At 62.9% G+C, this 18,527-nt stretch carries 18 protein-coding genes; 17 read left to right on the top strand and 1 reads right to left on the bottom strand.

Annotation, left to right across the window (positions count from 1 at the left end; genetic code table 11):
• The first annotated feature begins 178 nt into the window (after positions 1–178).
• The 7 genes from QWZ14_RS01720 to QWZ14_RS01750 all read left to right on the top strand — a co-directional run bounded on the left by QWZ14_RS01720 (position 179) and on the right by QWZ14_RS01750 (position 9,318).
• Positions 179–1,189 carry a DotG/IcmE/VirB10 family protein gene (locus tag QWZ14_RS01720; RefSeq protein ID WP_290314827.1) on the top strand — a complete coding sequence of 337 codons (1,011 nt, stop codon included), beginning with the start codon at positions 179–181 and terminating at the stop codon, positions 1,187–1,189.
• A 59-nt stretch (positions 1,190–1,248) separates the two neighbouring features.
• A complete protein-coding gene (locus QWZ14_RS01725) occupies positions 1,249–2,331 on the top strand; it encodes a hypothetical protein (RefSeq protein WP_290314828.1) in 1,083 nt (360 codons plus the stop codon).
• Positions 2,332–2,336: 5 nt separating this feature from the next.
• The gene (locus tag QWZ14_RS01730; protein WP_290314829.1) at positions 2,337–2,885 is read left to right on the top strand and encodes a hypothetical protein; all 549 of its coding nucleotides are present in this window, start codon (positions 2,337–2,339) and stop codon (positions 2,883–2,885) included.
• A gap of 77 nt (positions 2,886–2,962) precedes the next feature.
• The gene (locus tag QWZ14_RS01735; RefSeq protein ID WP_290314830.1) at positions 2,963–3,328 is read left to right on the top strand and encodes a hypothetical protein; all 366 of its coding nucleotides are present in this window, start codon (positions 2,963–2,965) and stop codon (positions 3,326–3,328) included.
• Between the two features lie 318 nt (positions 3,329–3,646).
• Complete coding sequence (locus tag QWZ14_RS01740; protein WP_290314831.1) at positions 3,647–4,003, top strand: hypothetical protein; 357 nt, start codon at positions 3,647–3,649, stop codon at positions 4,001–4,003.
• Positions 4,004–4,013: 10 nt separating this feature from the next.
• Complete coding sequence (locus tag QWZ14_RS01745; RefSeq protein ID WP_290314832.1) at positions 4,014–7,043, top strand: ATP-binding protein; 3,030 nt, start codon at positions 4,014–4,016, stop codon at positions 7,041–7,043.
• 868 nt (positions 7,044–7,911) lie between these two features.
• On the top strand, positions 7,912–9,318 hold the full coding sequence (locus tag QWZ14_RS01750; protein WP_290314833.1) for a hypothetical protein: 1,407 nt from the start codon (positions 7,912–7,914) through the stop codon (positions 9,316–9,318).
• Positions 9,319–9,323: 5 nt separating this feature from the next.
• On the opposite strand, the gene QWZ14_RS01755 is transcribed toward QWZ14_RS01750, so the two are convergent.
• Positions 9,324–9,611, bottom strand: a complete 288-nt coding sequence (locus tag QWZ14_RS01755; protein ID WP_290314834.1) for a hypothetical protein — start codon at positions 9,609–9,611, stop codon at positions 9,324–9,326.
• Between QWZ14_RS01755 and QWZ14_RS31890 the strand changes: the two genes are divergently transcribed.
• From QWZ14_RS31890 to QWZ14_RS01800, 10 genes are all read left to right on the top strand, one after another.
• A complete protein-coding gene (locus QWZ14_RS31890) occupies positions 9,510–9,842 on the top strand; it encodes a GNAT family N-acetyltransferase (protein WP_353959257.1) in 333 nt (110 codons plus the stop codon). The genes QWZ14_RS01755 and QWZ14_RS31890 overlap by 102 nt on opposite strands.
• Positions 9,843–9,915: 73 nt before the next feature.
• Positions 9,916–10,377: a DotD/TraH family lipoprotein gene (locus QWZ14_RS01760; protein WP_290314835.1), complete on the top strand. Its 462-nt coding sequence runs from the start codon at positions 9,916–9,918 to the stop codon at positions 10,375–10,377.
• Positions 10,378–10,483: 106 nt separating this feature from the next.
• Positions 10,484–11,353 (top strand): type IV secretory system conjugative DNA transfer family protein, encoded by an 870-nt coding sequence (locus QWZ14_RS01765; protein WP_290314836.1) that lies wholly within the window; start codon positions 10,484–10,486, stop codon positions 11,351–11,353.
• Entirely contained in the window at positions 11,350–12,504 is a 1,155-nt protein-coding gene (locus tag QWZ14_RS01770; protein WP_290314837.1) for a type IV pilus twitching motility protein PilT, read from the top strand. The genes QWZ14_RS01765 and QWZ14_RS01770 overlap by 4 nt, the downstream gene beginning before the upstream one ends.
• The gene (gene icmT, locus QWZ14_RS01775; RefSeq protein ID WP_290314838.1) at positions 12,494–12,742 is read left to right on the top strand and encodes an IcmT/TraK family protein; all 249 of its coding nucleotides are present in this window, start codon (positions 12,494–12,496) and stop codon (positions 12,740–12,742) included. The genes QWZ14_RS01770 and icmT overlap by 11 nt, the downstream gene beginning before the upstream one ends.
• Positions 12,742–13,194 (top strand): hypothetical protein, encoded by a 453-nt coding sequence (locus QWZ14_RS01780; RefSeq protein WP_290314839.1) that lies wholly within the window; start codon positions 12,742–12,744, stop codon positions 13,192–13,194. The genes icmT and QWZ14_RS01780 overlap by 1 nt, the downstream gene beginning before the upstream one ends.
• Positions 13,191–13,763, top strand: a complete 573-nt coding sequence (locus QWZ14_RS01785; protein ID WP_290314840.1) for a lytic transglycosylase domain-containing protein — start codon at positions 13,191–13,193, stop codon at positions 13,761–13,763. The genes QWZ14_RS01780 and QWZ14_RS01785 overlap by 4 nt, the downstream gene beginning before the upstream one ends.
• Positions 13,760–14,938: a secretion/conjugation apparatus DotM-related subunit gene (locus QWZ14_RS01790; RefSeq protein ID WP_290314841.1), complete on the top strand. Its 1,179-nt coding sequence runs from the start codon at positions 13,760–13,762 to the stop codon at positions 14,936–14,938. The genes QWZ14_RS01785 and QWZ14_RS01790 overlap by 4 nt, the downstream gene beginning before the upstream one ends.
• A 472-nt stretch (positions 14,939–15,410) precedes the next feature.
• Positions 15,411–17,774, top strand: coding sequence for a type IV secretory system conjugative DNA transfer family protein (locus QWZ14_RS01795; protein ID WP_290314842.1), 2,364 nt, complete (start codon positions 15,411–15,413; stop codon positions 17,772–17,774).
• A 128-nt stretch (positions 17,775–17,902) separates the two neighbouring features.
• Complete coding sequence (locus QWZ14_RS01800) at positions 17,903–18,487, top strand: hypothetical protein (protein WP_290314843.1); 585 nt, start codon at positions 17,903–17,905, stop codon at positions 18,485–18,487.
• Positions 18,488–18,527 lie beyond the last annotated feature (40 nt).

Raw genomic sequence — 18,527 nt, forward strand, 5'->3', positions numbered from 1 at the left:
TCGCATTTGGGGTGCGCGTCCTACCACCGGGCACAAGCGGCTAGTGCTACTGGCGAGCTCCGCCTTGGGCACTCTGGTCGTGATTGGGCTGGTCGCCACCCTCGCACGCACGCGACATGAAGTGGTTGATCCCTCAGAAACCGCCGAAATTCCTAACCTCGATCGGAAGCCCGGCGGGATGAACAGCAACCTTGAGCTGGAGCGGCTTCGGCGTCTCGACGCGGAGCAGAAGGCAAGACAGGCGGCCGAGGATGGGCGGAGTTTTACGCCACGGATGGCAGGCGGCACAGGGTACGAACCGGGGTTCACGCCTCCTGAGCGGCTAGTCACGGCCGAAAGAGTGGCGCCATTCATTGATGTTGCTCTGCCGGCGGCTACGCCTGTGACAGAACCACGCAAGGAGGCGAACAACGACGACATCGAGGCTTATCGCGCCGCCATGTCAGGTCTGCTCGCCTCCTGGAGGGGGAAGAGCCCGGCCGGTACTACCTATACCGATGATCGCAATTCCGGGCCTGCGAATGCAGGACGAGGCAGGGCGGGCACACGGGACGATTTCGCGCCTTCCCAGGCGGCCGGGAGCGCAGGCGCTACCCAGACTGTGTCAGCCTCGGCTCAGGGCCGCAAGCGGGTGCTGTTGCCAGCCAACACCGGTGTGTTTGGCGAGGTGGTCATGGGCGGCAACACCGACCAAGGCAACATGCCCGTCATCGTCCAGGCTCTATCGGGTCCAATTGTGGGGATGCGAATGAGCGGCACCTTCGTTGGATCACAGCCGTCGGCGTGTGGCCTGCCGGTGCGTCTGGACAAACTGACCCTGCTGGACGGTCGACAGGTCCCTGTGGATGCATATCTTGTCGCTCCCAACGACATGAATACCTGCGTTGCCTCGCGGGTAGACCCGCACACGCCAGAGCGCGTCATCTATCCTGTGTTGGGCGCGTTCGCGGCAGGCGTCGGCCAGGCGCTCGGAGCATCAGGCTCGGTGATCTCGCAAGGGCCTTACGGCGGTTACAGCGCCTTCCGCAATTTCAACGCGTCGCAGGTCCTTGGGATCGGAGCCGGAGCCGCAGGGTCGGCCGCCAGCCAGATCTTCCGCGAGCAGGCCCCACGAGGTCGAACGGCCTATCTCGATGCACGGGATCAGGTCGGCATCATGTTTATGGCGCCGGTCGAAGTGCCTGACTAAATCAGCGGCACCATTCGCGCCAGGGCTTCTCATCCTCCGGTGATCCGACGGAGGCTCCCATGGACACTCACGCTACCGTTCTCGAATCCAATCAGCAGCATTACACGATGGCCTTGCCGGGCGAGGAACCCGGTGAGGCCGTTGCTGCATCTGCTGCCTCGCCTGGTAATGCGCCTGCATCGCAGGGCGAAAAGTCAAAGTTCGCCAGCACACTGGACAAGCCTGCCAAGCTAAGCCTCATCCGCGGTTGGTGGGCGGTGACCCCGCGACGGACCAAGCTCCTGGCGGGGGCGGCCATCCTGGCGGTCGGGACCCTTGGGGGGTACGGCCTCTATGCCAGCCAGACTAATTCCGCCCTCCTGAGCGTATCCGCTGAGCCTGGATACACGCCGAGCCGCGCAGTCCAAGACCAAGCCGCCGCTTTGGAGCAGTCTGCGGCGACGCGGCAGACTATCGTTCCGCGTGAGCTGCCACAGGAGGCGGTTCTACCAACACCGGCGCCGATCGCTCAGCCTCTGGTGGTTGCGGGGGTGCCAGTCGCAGTTGCACCGCAGGATCCAGAACCCGCGGTCCAGATCGCCGCGACGGCTGATGATCCCCAAATCGCAGACATGCGATGGCTGGTCCGTGAGGCGGCGACCGCGCCAACCGTGGCCCCGCCGAGGGCCGATGCGGAAAAGGCTCAGATGGCGGCCATGGTCACCGCGCTGAGCGGCATCACCCGGGAGTCTCTCGAGCAGCAGATCCAGCTGCGCAAGCAGCTGACCCAGGCGATCTCCGATCTGCAGGCCGAGATTGCCGATCTCAAGCAGCGGCTGACTTTTGCCGAGGCTCGCGCAGGCTTCCAGGCTGCAGTCGGTGCAGCTAGCTCCGATGCGCGGGGTCCTGCCCCTCGGCTGGCTTCCGGGCCGGTGCCGGCGCCACAGTCGCAGCGTACGGCGGGCCCGGCGCCGCAGTACCGGATCAGTGCCGCCAGTACCGGCATGGCAGCCTTGGTGGTGGTCAACGCAGCGCCTGGTCAAACCGACAAGGTCGAGGTCTTCGTGGGCGACGTCCTGCCTGGCTACGGCAAGGTACTCAAGATCGAGCAGAAGGGCACGGCGTGGCAACTCATCGCTGAGCAGGGCAGCGTGGGGCAGTAGATACCATGCAAGCTCTAGTCAACATCGCCAATGCCTTTGCGGGCATCGTCCTCGCCTGGCTGGGACCATGCTGCTATGTGGCGGGCGCGTCCTCGGTGATTGGTGGAGCCTACCTCCTCTACCAGTCACGCCTGCCGGGTCATCCGTTACGGCATCGCATGTGGGTGCCCGTAGCCATCATGATGATCGGCTTCATTTTCTTCGGGTTTCCGGAATTCCTGAACCTGGGAACGGCAACCATCGGTGGCTCGGCACGTGCGTCCGCAGGTGCCGCTCTGACTTCCTACACCGTACCGGATGGCAACTCCTGGCTCGGACTGTCTCCGACGGACACTCTCCTGGCCATCATCCAGAGCTTCATCCTGTTCTTCCGCGCCTTCGGAGCGATGTGGGTTTTCCAATCGCTCACCGGCCTCAAAGGCGTTTGGCAGGGCACGCGACGTCACGGCTGGTTTTCTTCTGCCGTGAAAGGGATCGGCGGCTTCCTCGTCATGAACATCGACACCGTCGCGCGCCAGTTCCTGACGACAGCACAGGGTGGCGGGGCCGCATAAATCCTCGAACGCATTCGCGCCACGAGGACTGACTTTTCCAACACCGGGAATCATCCCGACGAAAGAAGGACGCGATTATGCGTATTCGTAAGCTCGCTGCTGCCGCCCTCCTGGCCACCACTGCTCTGGGGTCCGCGGCACAGGCGCAGGGTATTTTCGAGCAGATGGGTCGGGCCGGCACGTCGGCCGGCAACGCGGCGGACCTGATCGTCCCGGCGATCGCCTATGGCCTAGGTGCCTTCCTGCTAATCGTTGGCGGCTGGAACATCTACAAGCACTTCCGCCGCGATGGCCGGCAGGAGGGCGGCCTGGGTCTCGCGGCCGGCGCCTTCATCGGCGGCTTCCTCATCCTGGGGATGTCGGCATGGGCGGGCCTGGGCACCAACACCATGACCGCCGCGGCGCCGTCCGTGAAAAACGGCACCACGGCACTGCGTTTCTGATCGGCGCGGGAGATGCAGTCCAGCCAGACCAGCGTGGAGGCGGACCATGTGCGCCGCCTCCTGCCACTCGCCCTGACGTCGTCTCCCACGACCTGGACTGCTTCCATGGAGGCGACGGGACCTACTGCTGTTTGTGAGGCCATGCAGGCGCGGGATGCTGGGGTCTGCCGGTTTTGTGGCGATACCCAGCCGGTCGCGCCCGGCCCGTACCATCTTGATGACGACCACTCCCATTGGAGCGTGGATAACTTGGCAACCGCCTGCCTCCTCTGTCACTCGGCTCAACACCTGGGCCGGGTTACTACTGATGAGGAGGTGTTGCTGATCTGGGTCCCGGATAGCATCTCCCAGGCCGCCATCAACCGAACCGTTCGGGCCATCCATGCTGTTTTTGATGCGCATGGTCAGCCCCTCCACTTGGGCGCCGCTCCGACGGTTGACACGCCACGGCTGCGGGCGGCCTACCGGTCATACCAAGCCCTCGCAGACCTCTCCCAGGAGGCAATGGCCCTGGTGAAAACGTCATCCGCGCAGGCCTTTTGCGCGTCACTAATTGATGCGCCGGCACGAGCCGCGGACCTGTCCAACTTGCGACTGCTGCACCGGGGGCGGTTCTACCGCCGCGGTGTCGATGTCTATCCGCAGCTGCTCGCTGCTGCCTCTCCCAAGGCCTAGGAGCCGTCCCATGGGCATGCTCACCCGTATTCTGGCCGATGTCGCACTAATGGCGCGTCAGCCTCTCGGCAGCTTCGTCGATATTCGCTCCCCGAGCAGCGACGCTCTGTACAACAACCGGGGTGATGCAATGACCCTGGTCCGCATCCTGGGCGTCCGGCGTACCCTAAGCGAAGCGGATGTCGTGCAGACGGCCGAGGGTCTCCGCGAGGATCTGAGCGGTCTGGCGGAACAGCCGGGGTATGTCCAGCAATGGTGGTTCGGCAGCGATCCCACGGTCGCGGGTACCGAGGTCAAGCGGACGGTGGACGCAACCCGGTCGACAGCTCGGCAGCTCGGCCTGGATCTGGATATGATCTTTGACGAGCAGGAACGTCGATTGCCCCGCATCATGCGCTGGGAAGCCTGCTACCTCGCCTTGTGGACCCGCCGGTCTGCGGTCCTGAACTCCGAGGAGGAGAAGATTGCAACCGCGCAGGAAGGCGCGGAGCGCGAGAGCGTACCCCCTCTGGGCGACGCCCAGGACCCATTCATCGCGGTCGATGTCGTAGCAGACAAACACCGGGCTTATGTGGAGCGGGTACTGAGCTGCCTACATCTGCACGGGATTGGAGCTCTCAAGATGGATCCCCGAGATATGGTCGGGGCCATCCGGGAGAGCATCTACCCGGGCTCGATTGGGACGGGCTGGCGAGCCCGTTTGCTGGGTGACCGAATGCATCCACGGGTTCCGGAGGTGGGTCAGGAAGGCTCGGCCGAATCGCTCCTGCCGCCGAGCCTGCGGGACCAAATCTGCTCCGAGGATGCCAATGAGCTCGAGTTGCGCACGGTGCAGGTCGGCCAGCACATCTGGGCCAACGTTGATATGACACTCGTGCCGGAGCGGTCCCGTCCTTTTGCTGAGCTGGTGCGGACGATGTCAGGCTCGGGCATCCCGTGGCGGGTCTCGTTGCTCATCGAAGGAGGCGGCGAGACGATGTTCGCCGTCAAGCGCGTCGCGGCTACGTTGCTTGGCTTCGGGAAAAATCGCCGGATCTGGAAGGCAATCGCCGCCAATGAGGAGCTTGCCGCCAACACGAACGAGCGGTTGGTCAAACTCCGAGTGTCCTTTGCGACCTGGGCGCTAGCAGGACGGGAATCGGCCCTCGCGTCGCAACGGGCTCTGCTACTGCAGTATGTCCAGTCATGGGGGAACGCGCAGGTCGCGACGGTCGCCGGCGACCCCCTCGCCGGGGTGATGAGTAGTGCCCTGGCGGTGGCGCCACGTTCGACCGCACCGGCCACCCAGCTGCCGCTCAAGGAAGCTCTCAAGATGCTGCCCTACGGGCGGCCGGGCTCGCCCTATACCCATGGGCCGGTGTTGTTCAAAACGCCGGACGGACGGATGTGGCCATACGATCCGGTGGGACCGCAGCGTTGGAAGGTGACCAACCTGTTTTCCGGGCCAAGCCGGCGTGGCAAGTCTGTGCTGGCGAATACGATCCTCCGCGGCACGATCCTAAGTTCGGCTGCCGAGGGTGCTGATGGGCCCAAGATCCCGCTGATTGCCAAGGTCGACATCGGCAAGTCGGCCAAGGGCCTGGTGGTGATGATCCAGGAAGCGCTCCCTGCGGATCGCAAGGGCGAGGCGATCTACGTTCGGTTCGACCTGACGACGCAGTATGCGGTCAACATCTTCCAAACCCAGACCGGCTGCCGGGCCCCACTCGAGCTCGAGCGGGCGTTCCTGACCAGCTTCCTGTCCCTTGGCCTGGCTCCGCTCTCCCGCGAGCGCTTTGAGGGCATGGACATGCTGATCATGGCCGCACTCACCGAGCTGTATCGGATGCTCGGCACCGAGGGGCCGAACCTGCGGACCAAGCGGTATGAGCCTGGCCTCGATCCTGCGATCGACGTGGAGATCGCCGAGGCAGAACTGGAGATTATTCCGCCGAACAGTGATCCCAGTCGTGAGGTCTACTGGTGGGATGTGGTGGACGCCTTCTGCCGGCGTGGCATGTACGCCGAGGCGGACAAGGCGCAGCGGTATGCCGAGCCGATCCTCGAGGACCTGATCGACGCCGTTCGCAATCCGTCCATCCGGCAGCGGTTCGACAGGGTCGTGCCGCACCAGAAGGAAACGCTATGCGAGCTGTTTGAACGTTACCTGCTGGCCTTCATCAAGAAATATCCCACGCTGAATGGCCCGACAAAAGTCGATTTCGGGCCGGCGCGGATCATCGTTCTGGATCTCGAGGCTGTCGCCCCCAGTGGCTCGCCGGAGAACAATCGACAGACCGGCCTCATGTTCATGCTGGCCAGGCACCTGATTGGCCGAAATTTCTTTTTGCATCCGGAGTACGCCGACCAAGTGCCGTCCATGGTGCGCCCCTATCACCGCCGCCGTTTCACGGAGGTCTATGAGGCGGTCAAGATCCTCGAATACGACGAGTGGCAGCGGACAAAGGACCAGCCAGAGGTTCAGGAGGCAGCGGAGCGGGACGACCGCGAGGGAGCCAAGCATGGCGTTATGCTGGGCTTGAGCTCGCAGCGTATGACCGATTTTGGCGATCATCTGGTGAAGGTTGCGACGGGCCTATTCATCTGTGGCGTCGGCAACATGGAGGAGGCAGACGAGATCATTAAGGCTCGCAAGCTGTCTGAGGCTACCGGGCAGATCATCCGGCATCGGTTGACCGGCCCGCGACGTGACGGCGGCGGCGCTCCCTTCGTGGTGGTGCTCAATGCCTCGGATGCACAGTGGGAACAGGTCCTGGTCAACGTGCCGGGACCAATCGACCTATGGGCGCTTAGCACGACGCCAGAAGACTGCGCCCTCCGCGACCGGTTGTATGAGCGGCTTGGTGCAAGCGAAGCCCTGCAGCGGCTGTCGGCGGTGTTCCCGACCGGCAGCGCGGTGTTGGAGATCAACCGACGAAAGGAAGGCCGTCTCCGTCGGGGAGAGGATGACGATGTTGCGGCGGCCAGTGTCATCGAGGAGATGATGGGCGAACTCTACAACGGGACCGGGCTGGGGGTGATTCTTCGTCCTGCCGCATAGTCTTGGGTGCATCTGACCGCCAGCTATCCGGATCGTGTGCCCGTCACGACTGTGGGCACACACGCCGGTCAGGCATCATCGTTGGTGCATCGCCATAGGAAACGACCGTGAAAGCTGTACTACCACTCGCCCTTCTGTTGCTGGGAGCGGGCTGCACCGGAGACTATAATCGATCGGACGGATGTGGCCTGATCTCCTGCTCATCCTCGCCTCTGACAGAGGCACGAGGCATGGCAACGGTGGGCATGCAGGAGGATCGCGCAATATCGCTGATGGGACTGCCGACCCGCATCGTGAATCACGCTGAATCCAGGACGCTGCTCTATTCCCGCTCTGACGGGCGAGGGAACATCTGTACGGAGGCTTTGACCTCGATTGGAGGGACCATTCGCCATTGGACCTCAGAGGGTAACTGCGGGCTCGCTGCGGCGCAGGCGAAGCGCGAACAGCGTTCCTAGTGCAGCGACACAGACGGAAGATTCAGGGCTCCGTCACAGCACCACTGAGCGATAAGCTGAAGTCCGAGGTCACCTGCATCTTCCGTCTGTGTCTGAGCACTAGCTGAGCTGGAGGCTGGCCAGAAGAAGGGCGGTCACTTGGCACGGTTCAACCGAGGCTGTGGCTGTGTGCATGCGTTCAGCAGTGTAAATCAAGCCCGGCTCCAGCGGCACCGCACGGTGGCGCTGGAGGTGTTGTCGGGCAAGACATCTTCCATACTGGCAGCCCTCTCGGCATCGCCTGACGTTTAGGCTCTAAACGGCCTAAGGGACCGAATGGTCCTGGTAGGGCTGGCAGTTTGGAAGGCTACCGCTTGGCATGAGTGTGAGGAATCGTTCTATGCTGTCTTGGCAGTTGGGTGGATGAGTACGTGTCAGATAACGACTCCAGCAATCAGAACGAACCGCCTTTGAACGCCTACTTCCAACAAGCACTTGAGTTGTTAGCAGCAGCACAAAATGTGGCCGCACGCGAGCCTGGTTCGCATGAGGCATCGAGTGACTATGGACAGTACCAAGTTGGTTTGATGGAGTTGAGGAGCCTCCTAGCGAGGGGGCCAGGCTTGCTTTCAAATAGTTTGGAAACGCAATCGAGATTTTTGCGGTCTTTCTTGAAAAGCAAGTCAGTTTCTCCTCTCTTGAAGGCGATCTTATCCGAAAACCTCAAAGTGCAAATGCCTTATCGCTTCCGGCCCCCTGAGGAGGTCTTCAATCAGTACAAGACTGCATACAGCATCGTGCTTCATTACACTGAACTGGTTGATGGACTTGATGATACATCGCAAGGCCCTCCAAGCGACAGACCTGTTCTAAGGCTACGCCGTCCCCCGGCATCTCAAAATTTCCGCAACCTAACCGAAGAAGAAGAAGAAGAAGATCTTTCAAACGAAACGCAACGCCATGTGCAGTGGGTAAGGATATCCAAGGCAGTACCAGAACAGCAAATTGCGCCAGTCTATTTTGATATCACTGGTGCCAAGATCGTACTCAAGGACGTCAAGAGCGATTTTCCTGAGCAAGACAAAGCCATCGTTGATGTTGTTCGTGCTCAGGCAATTGAATCTGGGCGCAGGCTAATCGAGGTTCTTCAAGACCCCAATAGGACGCAGTTCAGCGCGCGATACCTTGATCAGCTGACTTATCTGCAGGATAAGTTGGAAAATGATGGTAATGCAATTGCTGTGGCGATGGCCAACGTACCTTGCCAACTCATCATTCAGGAAATGAAAGATGAGATTATGGAGGATTTGCAGGGCTTGATGACAGGCCATGCGATTAATGTACATGGCTACGTAGCACAGTTTCCTGACTTTCATAAATATTCCGACAACATCAACTCGCTCAAAATTAGTCAGGACGATATCAGGGATATTCAAACCGGCTTTGATAAGTTTCTCGCTGTCATTGAGGAAAACTTAGACCGAGTTGATGTCGCAGTGGTGGATGCCCTCAAGCGTCTGCGCCAATTTCTCAGTATGTCTGGTGAGAAGAAAACCAGTGTCTTTGCGGTATTGCGGACAGTGGGCAACTGGATCAGCAATGGCTTTGAGCATATCAAGCCATTTTTCACCAAATTAGCAGTAAAGACATCCGAGAAAACTATTGATGGCTTGGCAACAGTGATTTCTAAGGGGGTGGTGTTTGCTTTCCTTGGACTGATTTATCAGGGTATCACCGTGGTATCACCAACTGCTGCCAAGGTAACAGAATTTCAATGGATTCCTCAGTTTGAGCAGTTCATTGGAAAGCAGATATCTGAGTTGACCAAGCCTAAATAGGCTTCTCAGAAATCTAGCCAAATTTTTCCATCGCTAGTGGATAAAACCTGACGCTTGGTACCCATCGCGCCATAGCTGCTCTCGACTTGAAGAAGACACCTGAGGCGCAGGCTGGGCGCGGGTTGAGCCCGTTTGTAAGCCGTCGGTCTGATCTGCCTCGGATGCACACGGCCGAGCAGGCGCGTAACTGGATCGCTTGTTTCGTCCTCCAGCGTTGCCGCGTGTGGATCGCTCGCGAGAACGGCGGCCGCGCTGTGGGCTTCCTCGTTCTCGACGGCGACGAGGTGGACCAACTCTACGTCCTTTCGGGGTGTCAGGGGCGAGGGATCGGCTCGCAATTACTGGACCTCGCTAAGAGGGAGGCCCCAGGACGGCTACGCCTCCAGACATTCCAGCGGAACGCGTGGGCACGCGCCTTTTACGAAGCGCGGGGGTTCCGTGCCGCGGCCTTCGACGACGGGTCACGCAATGAGGAATGCAAGCCGGACGTGCGCTACAAGTGGGAGGCCACGCCAATGGCATGAGCGGATGCGAAAAATCCCGCACTCCATTCGCGCCAAGCCTGCCGATCCTCCACTCCTCAACAGGAGGTCGGCAGTGCCAAAGACTCTCTCAATCCTTCCCGTGCTGGCCATTGCTGGGCTGCTTTCGGCCTGCGCGAACCACGCCGTCGAGCGTCCTGACATTGACGCGGAGGGGATGGCCAACCCCGAAGTGGCCCTCCAGACCAGCATGACCCGCATCCAGAAGGCGATGGCAGCCCTCCAGGCTACCCAGGCAGGAGCGCGGCCTGTGGTGCCGGATGAGCTCAATCGGCCGATCGTCTGGCGGTTCGACGGCCCTCTCGACAAAGCGGCGAAGGCAATCGCGGAAAGCATCGGCTACAGCTACGCCCCGCCCGCCACGGACATGCCGGCTGTTATGCCGCAGGTCTCGGTCAACGCGAACGGCCGCCCTGTCATCGAAGTGCTGCGGTCGCTCGGCACTCAGTCGGGTGACCGTGCAACGCTGTTCGTCGATCCCGATCACCGCATCGTTCAGGTTCGCCGCCATGTTTAAGCACCTTCTCTGTGCCACCACGATCCTTGCTAGCTTGGCGGCTCCGCCGACCCCAAGCAGGGCAGCGGAGCGCGAAGTGGGTATCACCGGCGCCCCTGTCCCTCCCATGCCCGATGCATCGGAAATCGAGCGCGCTCTCAAGACTCTGGGCCGCGGTACAAACAGCCCCATTACCGGAGCTTCGCGGAGTGGCCAGGTAACGGGTGGAACCCGTCTTCCATCCCTTGAGGCCCTGCAGGGACTGCGGGCGAGTGAGCTGCCCGGCGAGGGCGCGGAAGGCCTCAAACTCCAAGGCATCTGCCAGGAAGGAAAGCGGCTTGGGGCAAGTGGCGGCCTGGCGGCCCGATCCTCCGCTATTGTGGAGTTGCTGCGTCGCTACGAGGACCGGCTAGACCTCGCCTTTGATTTCGAACCGCTGATGCTGCCGGCAAGTGGCCGGATCCGCATGCGGCCGCCCGTGGTGACTGAGGCCCAACTTTCCGTGGCACTGTCAGATGACGGGCAGGCGGCGCGGGAAACCGGACGCATCTACCAGATCACTCGCCGGGCAACGCTCAGCGCCGGCAAGCCGAACTGGCGCTCCTACCTAGTCCCGGTCTTCTCGCCTCCGACGATGTCGCCAGAATCCCTGCGCCCTCGCACGGATAAGGAAGCCGTGGCCTGGGATCGCTGTGTGGCTCAGGGCTGGGCCGACGGCGAGCGCATGGCGGTCGAGAACTTCCGCGACGGTTTGGGCAACCTCGAGCGCGACATGATTGGCATGGGACGCTTTCTCGTCCTGCTGCGGGCCGGGCTGGTTGAGCCGCCACGGGTGGCAATGCGTCATATCCGGGTCCAGGGCGGTGGCAATGACATGCGCCTCAACGACACGCAGCTGAACATCACCGGCGGCGCCCGTCTCAACAGCAACCAGGGTCGTTGGCGGGAGACGCCGCAGATTGCGCCTGGCGGTCCGATCGGCACGGTGATCCGGTGAGCGCGGCCCTCACCCTGGCTCCTAGCCCGATCATGTGGCCGGGTGATGGGCCTCGCCTGACGGCGGAGCGGCTCGACGGACTGCTCGCCTGGGCGTCGAATCTCGGTGCATCGGACATCCGGTTGGAGACCGGCAAGCGAATCATCCTGCAGGTTCACGGGCGGGTACTGAAAGTCTCTACCCGGCGGCTGACAGAGTACGAGGCGGAGATGGCGGTCAACCGCCTGACCAACCAGGACGACGGCGTCGCCTGGCTGCGGACGGCGCGTCCGCTCGACGTGGCCTATGAGCCCGGCCTCTTGGAGGGCTATGGCCGCCTCAGGTACCGCATCAACGCCAAGGGCACCCTGTTCAAGGGCCAGGGTGGGGTGGCGGTTATCGCCCGAACCCTCCCGACGACACCGCGCCCGCTCGCTACGCAGAATGTAGAATATGGCATCCTGCGGGCTTTCAAGCCCAAAACAGGATTGGTCCTGATCGCCGGCGGCACAGGCGAAGGAAAATCGACTTTGGCAGCCGGGATGGTCCTCGACATCCTGCTAGACCCCAGTAGCAACCGCATCATCGTGGAATACTCCGCACCGGTCGAATATGTCTTTGACGGGATCGATGGACCGTCATCCGAGATTACGCAGATACAAATCGGCCTGAACATCGAGACCTTCGCCATGGCAATCCGCGATGCCATGCGATCAAACGCGGACACGATCGTCATCGGTGAGTGCCGGGATGGCGAGACGATGGAGGCGGCGCTCGACGCCGCCCTCGCCAACCACGCCGTCTACACTTCGATTCACGCGGGTACGGCCTACGAGACGATCCAACGCGCCGTGCGGCTGTGCCCCGTGGCGCAGCGGGATGCCTTGACGACGTCGATGGCCCAGGCGCTCCGACTGATCGTCAATCAACGGCTACTGTGGTCGGCCGACGGCACGCGGACGCCGGTCAGGGAGTACCTGATCTGCGACAAGGGCGTGCGGCGACAGCTGGCGCTGACGAATCCTGAGAAGTGGCCGCAACTGGTCGAGGCCCTGGTCGAGGAACGAGGCACGAGCTTCGCCCACTCCATCCGTCGCGCCCTCGCCGAGGGACGGATCTCCGAGGAAGTCGCCAACGACAACCTGCTGGGAGAGGCCGCCCATGTGGCGTGATACGGCGCGGCGCATCACCATCGCCGGGCTAGAGGCCTGGGCGTTGCTGCCGCTGCTGCTATGGGCGGGCCACATGCGGTGGTGGACCCTCTACGTGGCCATCGCGGGCGTCGCGGCCTTCGGGCTGCTCCAATACCTCGGCCTCACCCTGTTCGGCGCCCTACGGCGCATCCGGTCCTGGTTCGCAGGCAAGCGCCGGCCGGGCATCCCCCATCACAAGCAAAGGCACTTCGTCTGATGCGCCCGAACCGCCTGCCTGCCATCGCAGCCGTGCTGCGCGAGGTCCTCCAACAGTCGGGCCGGACCATCACGGTGTTCGACCAGCCGACCCGCCAGACCCTGCCCGTCTCGCTCGACATCGCCGTCTCTGAGCGGGGCCTGCTGCCGGTGTTTTTGGCCTCAGGGCAGGCCGTCTGGCAGGACGCGACCGGGCACGGGCTCGGCGTGGAACTCCAAAGGGACCGGGACACGGTCCTGGGCTACCGCGCCATCAGCGTGGGCTCGGCGTCGACGGCCGTGGTCTTGCTCAGCACCATGGAGGCGATCGAGCGGGTGGCCGCCCTAGGCATCCTGCAGGTCAACCGGCTGAACGCGGTGTGGCGGGATGCTATGGCGCGGGCGGCGACGGTGCAGCCGGAGGCGGATTATACCCTGGCGCCCTCCAGCCCCTTCCGGAGGGTTGCCCGGTGATCCGCAAGGCGCTCCTGGCGGGGGCGACCCTCGCCGTGTTGCTGGCGGGTGAAGCTGGAGCCTTCGAGCTCCGCAATGCCCCAGGACCGGTGCCGGTGGCGATGCCGGGGCAATCGGCGCAGCAGGTCATCCAGGTCTGCATCGAGACGGCGGCGCGGGTTCACCGGCTGCCGGCGCAGATCCTCGTCGTCATCCTCCGTGTGGAGAATGGACGCCTCGGCCGCATCAGCCCGAACGCCAGCGGTGCGCCGCCGGACGTCGGGCCTATGCAGGTCAATGCCATGTGGCTCACCAGGCTTGCCGCGAGGTGGGGCGTCAGCCGCGAGGAGGCCTTCCTCGCGCTCCGCGACGACTTCTGCACGAATGTCGAGGCCGGAGCCTGGCTGCTGCGGGAGGCGATGAACGATGCCAAGGGCGACTTCTGGGAAGGGGTGGCCTTCTATCACTCGCGGACCCCGGAGTTTAAGCGCCGGTACAAGCGCCTCGCCCTGGAGCAGGCCCTGGCAGTGGCGCGGCTTGCCCCCTCCCTCGACGCACTCACGACAACCACGGCGGCGGCTGCCCAATGAATACGCCCCCTCCCGTCCGGCAGAACCGCGACGAAGACAACCTCATCCTGTTCGGCCTGATCGTGTTGATGATGGCGGGCCTTGGTTGGCTGCTCTGGATGACCTTCCGGCCGCAACTCGCCGCGGCGGTGATGACCTGGCACCACTGGCTGATCCAGGGAGCCTCCCTGTTCACTGACCGCTTCGCTGCAATGGACCGCCAGTTGCTAGCCGCTGATCCCACGTCGCCGACTGTGACGTTCGATCGACTCTACCGCCTCGCCCATAACGTCGGCGGCTTCTACAGCTACCCGGTCGCCGCCCTGGCCATCGGGCTGGCGGTCTGGTGCTGGAGGCGAGTGGGTACGGCCCGGTACCGGCGACGCTTCGACGTAGAGGGCCTGCTCGCGGAGCAGGCCACGGTGTTTCCCTTTATGGCGGCCTATGTGGGCCGGGGGCTGCGCCCCGTGAATCCGGCCGAGGGTGAACCTCGCCCGGCTGATCCAGTGCTGCACGCCGGCGAGTGGGTTCAGCGCTTCGCCCGCGGGCCCAAGGGTGAGTTCTGCGAGCGCCAGGCGCGCGAGGAGATGATGCGCCAGCTCGGACCGATCTGGACCGGCGTGGCCGACGCGGCGCCGCATGTCCGGGCCATGGTCGCCGCCATGGCACTCCATGCCGCTCGTCGACGGGAGGACGCGGTGCAGATGCTAGGCGCGCTGTCGCGGAGCCTACCGATCGACGCCAAGGACGGCCCCGCCGGTCCGGCGCAGCCATTGGAGTTCTCGGCCAAAGCGATCGCCATCGCGGACGAATACCTCCGCGACCCCGACCTTCGAGGCCGGATGGAGAAAGCCGCGGCTGGGCATGCCTATACCGCGACCGCGCTGATGAGCATGTTGTGTGAGGCGAGGGCACGCGCCGGCATCTTCAATCCAGGCATGTTTCAATTCCTCCAGATGGTCGACCGGCGGCTGTTCCTGGCCCTGGACTCCCTCGGATTTCCGGTCATCGGCGTGCCCTGGCACTTGATCGCAGCGCAGACTCCTTTTGCCGAGGCGGCCGCTGCGCGCAGCCATTGGGCAGCTGAGCGCGAAGCGAAATGCCGCCTGGTTTTGCCGGTTTTTGGGCCAGCCATCGTCACCATTCGCGCCAAGGCATCCGACTTTGGTCCGCGTAAGCAGGAGCACGTTCTATGAAATTTGATTGCCCGAATGGCACGACGCTCGAGATCGACCCGACTGCAGGCGTCACTGTGCGAGTATTTCCAAGCGGCACGATGGAAATCCAGGGACCGAAGAAAGCGGGGGGAGGGAAGCTGGCAGTGAGCGTGATGCTGTCTATGGTCGCCGCCGGCGCAATCGGTTTCCTGGCATCTGACGTGATCCGTGATGCATCCAATGTCGAGGCCGAAAGGTTAGCGCGATACGATAATACGACCGCACCACGCATCCGAGGTGCCGAGCCGCCGGCATGGGTTGGGTCGCCGGAAACTGCGGAGGCTATTCCGCAGTACCTGCCTCCGCGTTCACGCCCGGCCCCACCAAGTAGCGCTCCAGTGGTGATCACGCCCTCGGATGTGGAGCGACTTTACCAACAGACGAACCCCGCTCGTGCACCGGCGCAGTCTCCGAGTAATGCGCCGCAGAGCCCATTCGGGCTTGATGCTCCGTGAGCACCGTCCCGCGGGTCCAGCATGGCCCGAGCGCCGCCAGTGAGCGCCAGGCACAGCAAATCTACCGGCCGATCCGCTCACCATTTCAGACTGCCCGGGAGATCCTGGAGGGGCGAGGATCGGCGGTAGTCCTGGCGCTTATGGGCGGGTTTGCAGTGGCGGAGCCGGCAACGGTCACCGCCATTGCTCCCTTGAGCCTGCTGTATGCCGGGACGGTTCTCAGCCGCCCGGTCGTTCTGCCGTTCCGGCTGCCCAAATCGGCGGGGATCAAGGATCGCAACTTCCCGGCGCCCGGGGGCCGCAAGCCGCAGACAGCAGCAGGCATCTTCTACCTCGGCTACGACGCCGAGACGGGCGAAGAGTGTTGGGTTACCAACCCGGACCTCCGACAACACATCAGCGTCCCCGGGATCACCGGCGCGGGCAAGACGGAAACCTTGCTGGGCTTCTGCTTCAACTGCATGTCGGTTGGTTCAGGCCTCGTCTATGTGGATGGCAAAGCGGACACAGACCTCTATGCCCGGATCTACGCACTCGCCCGACTGCTGAACCAAGAGCGCAACATCCGGGCGCTCAATTTCATCGTCGCCAGTGGCGACCGCGACTCTTCCACATTCAACCCCTTCGGTGCCGCCTCGCCCGATGCCATGCGCGAAATGCTCATGGCGCAGATCGAATCGAATCCAGAAAAGGGAGGTGGTGAAAACCACATCTTCATGCAGCGCGCCGGCGCCCTCGTGGGTGCGCTAACGCCAATCTTCGATTGGGTTCGCACAAACTTTCGGATCGTGCCCGACATCGAGTTGATGCGCTTCTCGATCCTACTCGAAAATATCGCCAGCATCGCCGTCGATCGCATGTTCCCGCGCCTGAACGTGGATACCAACGAGGTCGAGATGGTGGACATCTCGGCGATGCCGGAGCGCTTGATTGCACCATTGGTGAGCTTTTTGAAATCCACCGGCGGCTATGACATGACGCTTCCTTGGAATAAGCAGCGGAGCGAGGAGCCGACAAGGCAACACGGCTTCGTCGCGATGCACTTCGATGCCTGCTTCACGCAACTTGCTGGATCTCTTGGGCACATTTTCCGAGCCGGCATCCCCGATATCGACATGCGCGATATCGTGTTGAACCGGCGCATCCTGCTGGTCAACCTACCAGCTCTCGAGAACTCAGGAGAAACCACTACGAGCCTGGGCAAGCTCACGATCGCCGTTCTCCGCAGCATGATGGCGCAAAGCCTCGGTGGGCAGTTGGAGGGTGACTACGAAGAGATCATCGCTAATAAGCCCGCCACGGCCGACACCCCCTTTGGAGTAGTGCTGGACGAGCTGGCCGCCTTCGTCTCGACCAGCACAACGACGCTGCTCCAGCAGGGCCGGGGCCAAGGCTACAGTTTCGTCCTGGGCTGGCACGATGTAGCGGGGCTGCGAGCCAGAATCGGCGACGCTGCATATACACTCCTCAACAACGCGCCCCTCCAGCTCCTCATGCGACAGCATGAGGGTGGCGAAAACCGGCGGCATATCGAGTCCACGGTTGGCGAAAGCGACACAACCCAGATCACCAGCTACCGCTCCAAGGATGGCGGCGCCTACCAAGAGGCAGAAACGGCAGAGGTCCGACGCACGAGCCGGGTGGACTGGCGGGATCTCCGAGGGCTGATCGCGGGCGAAGGCGTCATGGTCCTGGGCAATACCAAGGTTCACGCGAACCTCTTCTACGCCAACACCTCCGCCAAGGGGGCCATCCGTCGAGCCCGACCAGTGCCCCTGACCATGCACGATCCCGCGGCGATCCGCCAAGCCGTGGACAGTGGACAGCGGGTGCGGAAAGCGATCGAAGGCGCAGACCGTCCCGAGCGGGTGACACCACCCCTCTCCCCGGTTCTGCAGGCCCTGTTCCAAGGGTTCGGCACTGCCAGAGCAGCGGGCATCGGGGTGTCCGAAGCGATCGACGCGGGGATCAACGCGGCCGGGGCGGTGCCCATGGAGGATTCGCTGTATGAGGCCGAGCCAACACCGGCAACGCCACCAGACGGGCTGGGCGAGGCTCCGGTAACGGAGTTCAGTGCGACCCTTGCCTCGGTGGTTGATCGGCCGCAGCACGCCGCCAGTGAACAATCGACGATTGTCTCTGTCGATCGCCAAGTGGCGGACCTATTGCAGCAAATCGCTGAGATCGAGGAGAGAACCGGGCTCGACCCTGCCGATGCCAGGACAGCCTCGATCCAGGCCTGTACGGAGCGGGATGCCGCCCTGGACGGCCTGGCGCTGCAGGAGCCGAGGGCACTGCCGCCGGAGGAACTTCGCCGGCTGCTGGGGTCGTTGGTGGCCGAGGTCAGGCGGGCGGCGTAGAAAGGGGGAAACCGTCTCAAACACCGATAGAGGCCAACTGGCGTGTGTCCGTTCGCGCTGCCGGTCACTGTATTTGGGACCGGCCACACAGACTTGCGCAGCGGGGGACGACGGTATGGATCGGGCACATGGCTAAGGGCATTGGGAAGCAGAAGCCCTCCCTGCCGCGGGCATCGGATGAGCGGTGGATGGTCATCCGTATGGGCTCCGATGAGCTCGAGGAGCTACTGACCGATCTACGCGGTATGATCCGCGGAAGCCGGGGTCGGCTTACCAAAAGATGGGTAAGCAACGTCTCCAGGGCAGCCGTCATCCGGGCCGTCTTGGAACGGCGGGAGAAAATTGCCCCGAATGTCGAGCCCGGCGACGGGCGGTCGTTTGACGAGGCGGTTATCGAGGAAGCGCCACCGGAGGAGAGCGGGCCGCCAACCCTGACGAAGTACACGACCTTCATCGACCTCTGCCTGTTGGGCCTCTGCCGCATAGACGATGTGGATGGGTGGGTTCGGGCTTGGAATACGGGCGAGCCGGCCGTGATGTCGGAGGAGCCTTTGAACTTCTCTCTCGGACTGTTTGCCGATGAGATGGAGGCTTGGGAAAGTGGGACGCTGTCGCTTAGAGCGATCTTGGCGAAACGGAAGGAGGAGGCGCTGGCTCGCGGCGCCTCAATGAATGCGGTTCAGCAAAAGCCTGAACCAAATGGGACGAACTAGATTGATACCAGGTCTTCCATCCACCTTTGCCAAGCAGGGG

The sequence above is a fragment of the Paeniroseomonas aquatica genome, assembly GCF_030409335.1.
Classification (GTDB): domain Bacteria; phylum Pseudomonadota; class Alphaproteobacteria; order Acetobacterales; family Acetobacteraceae; genus Belnapia; species Belnapia aquatica.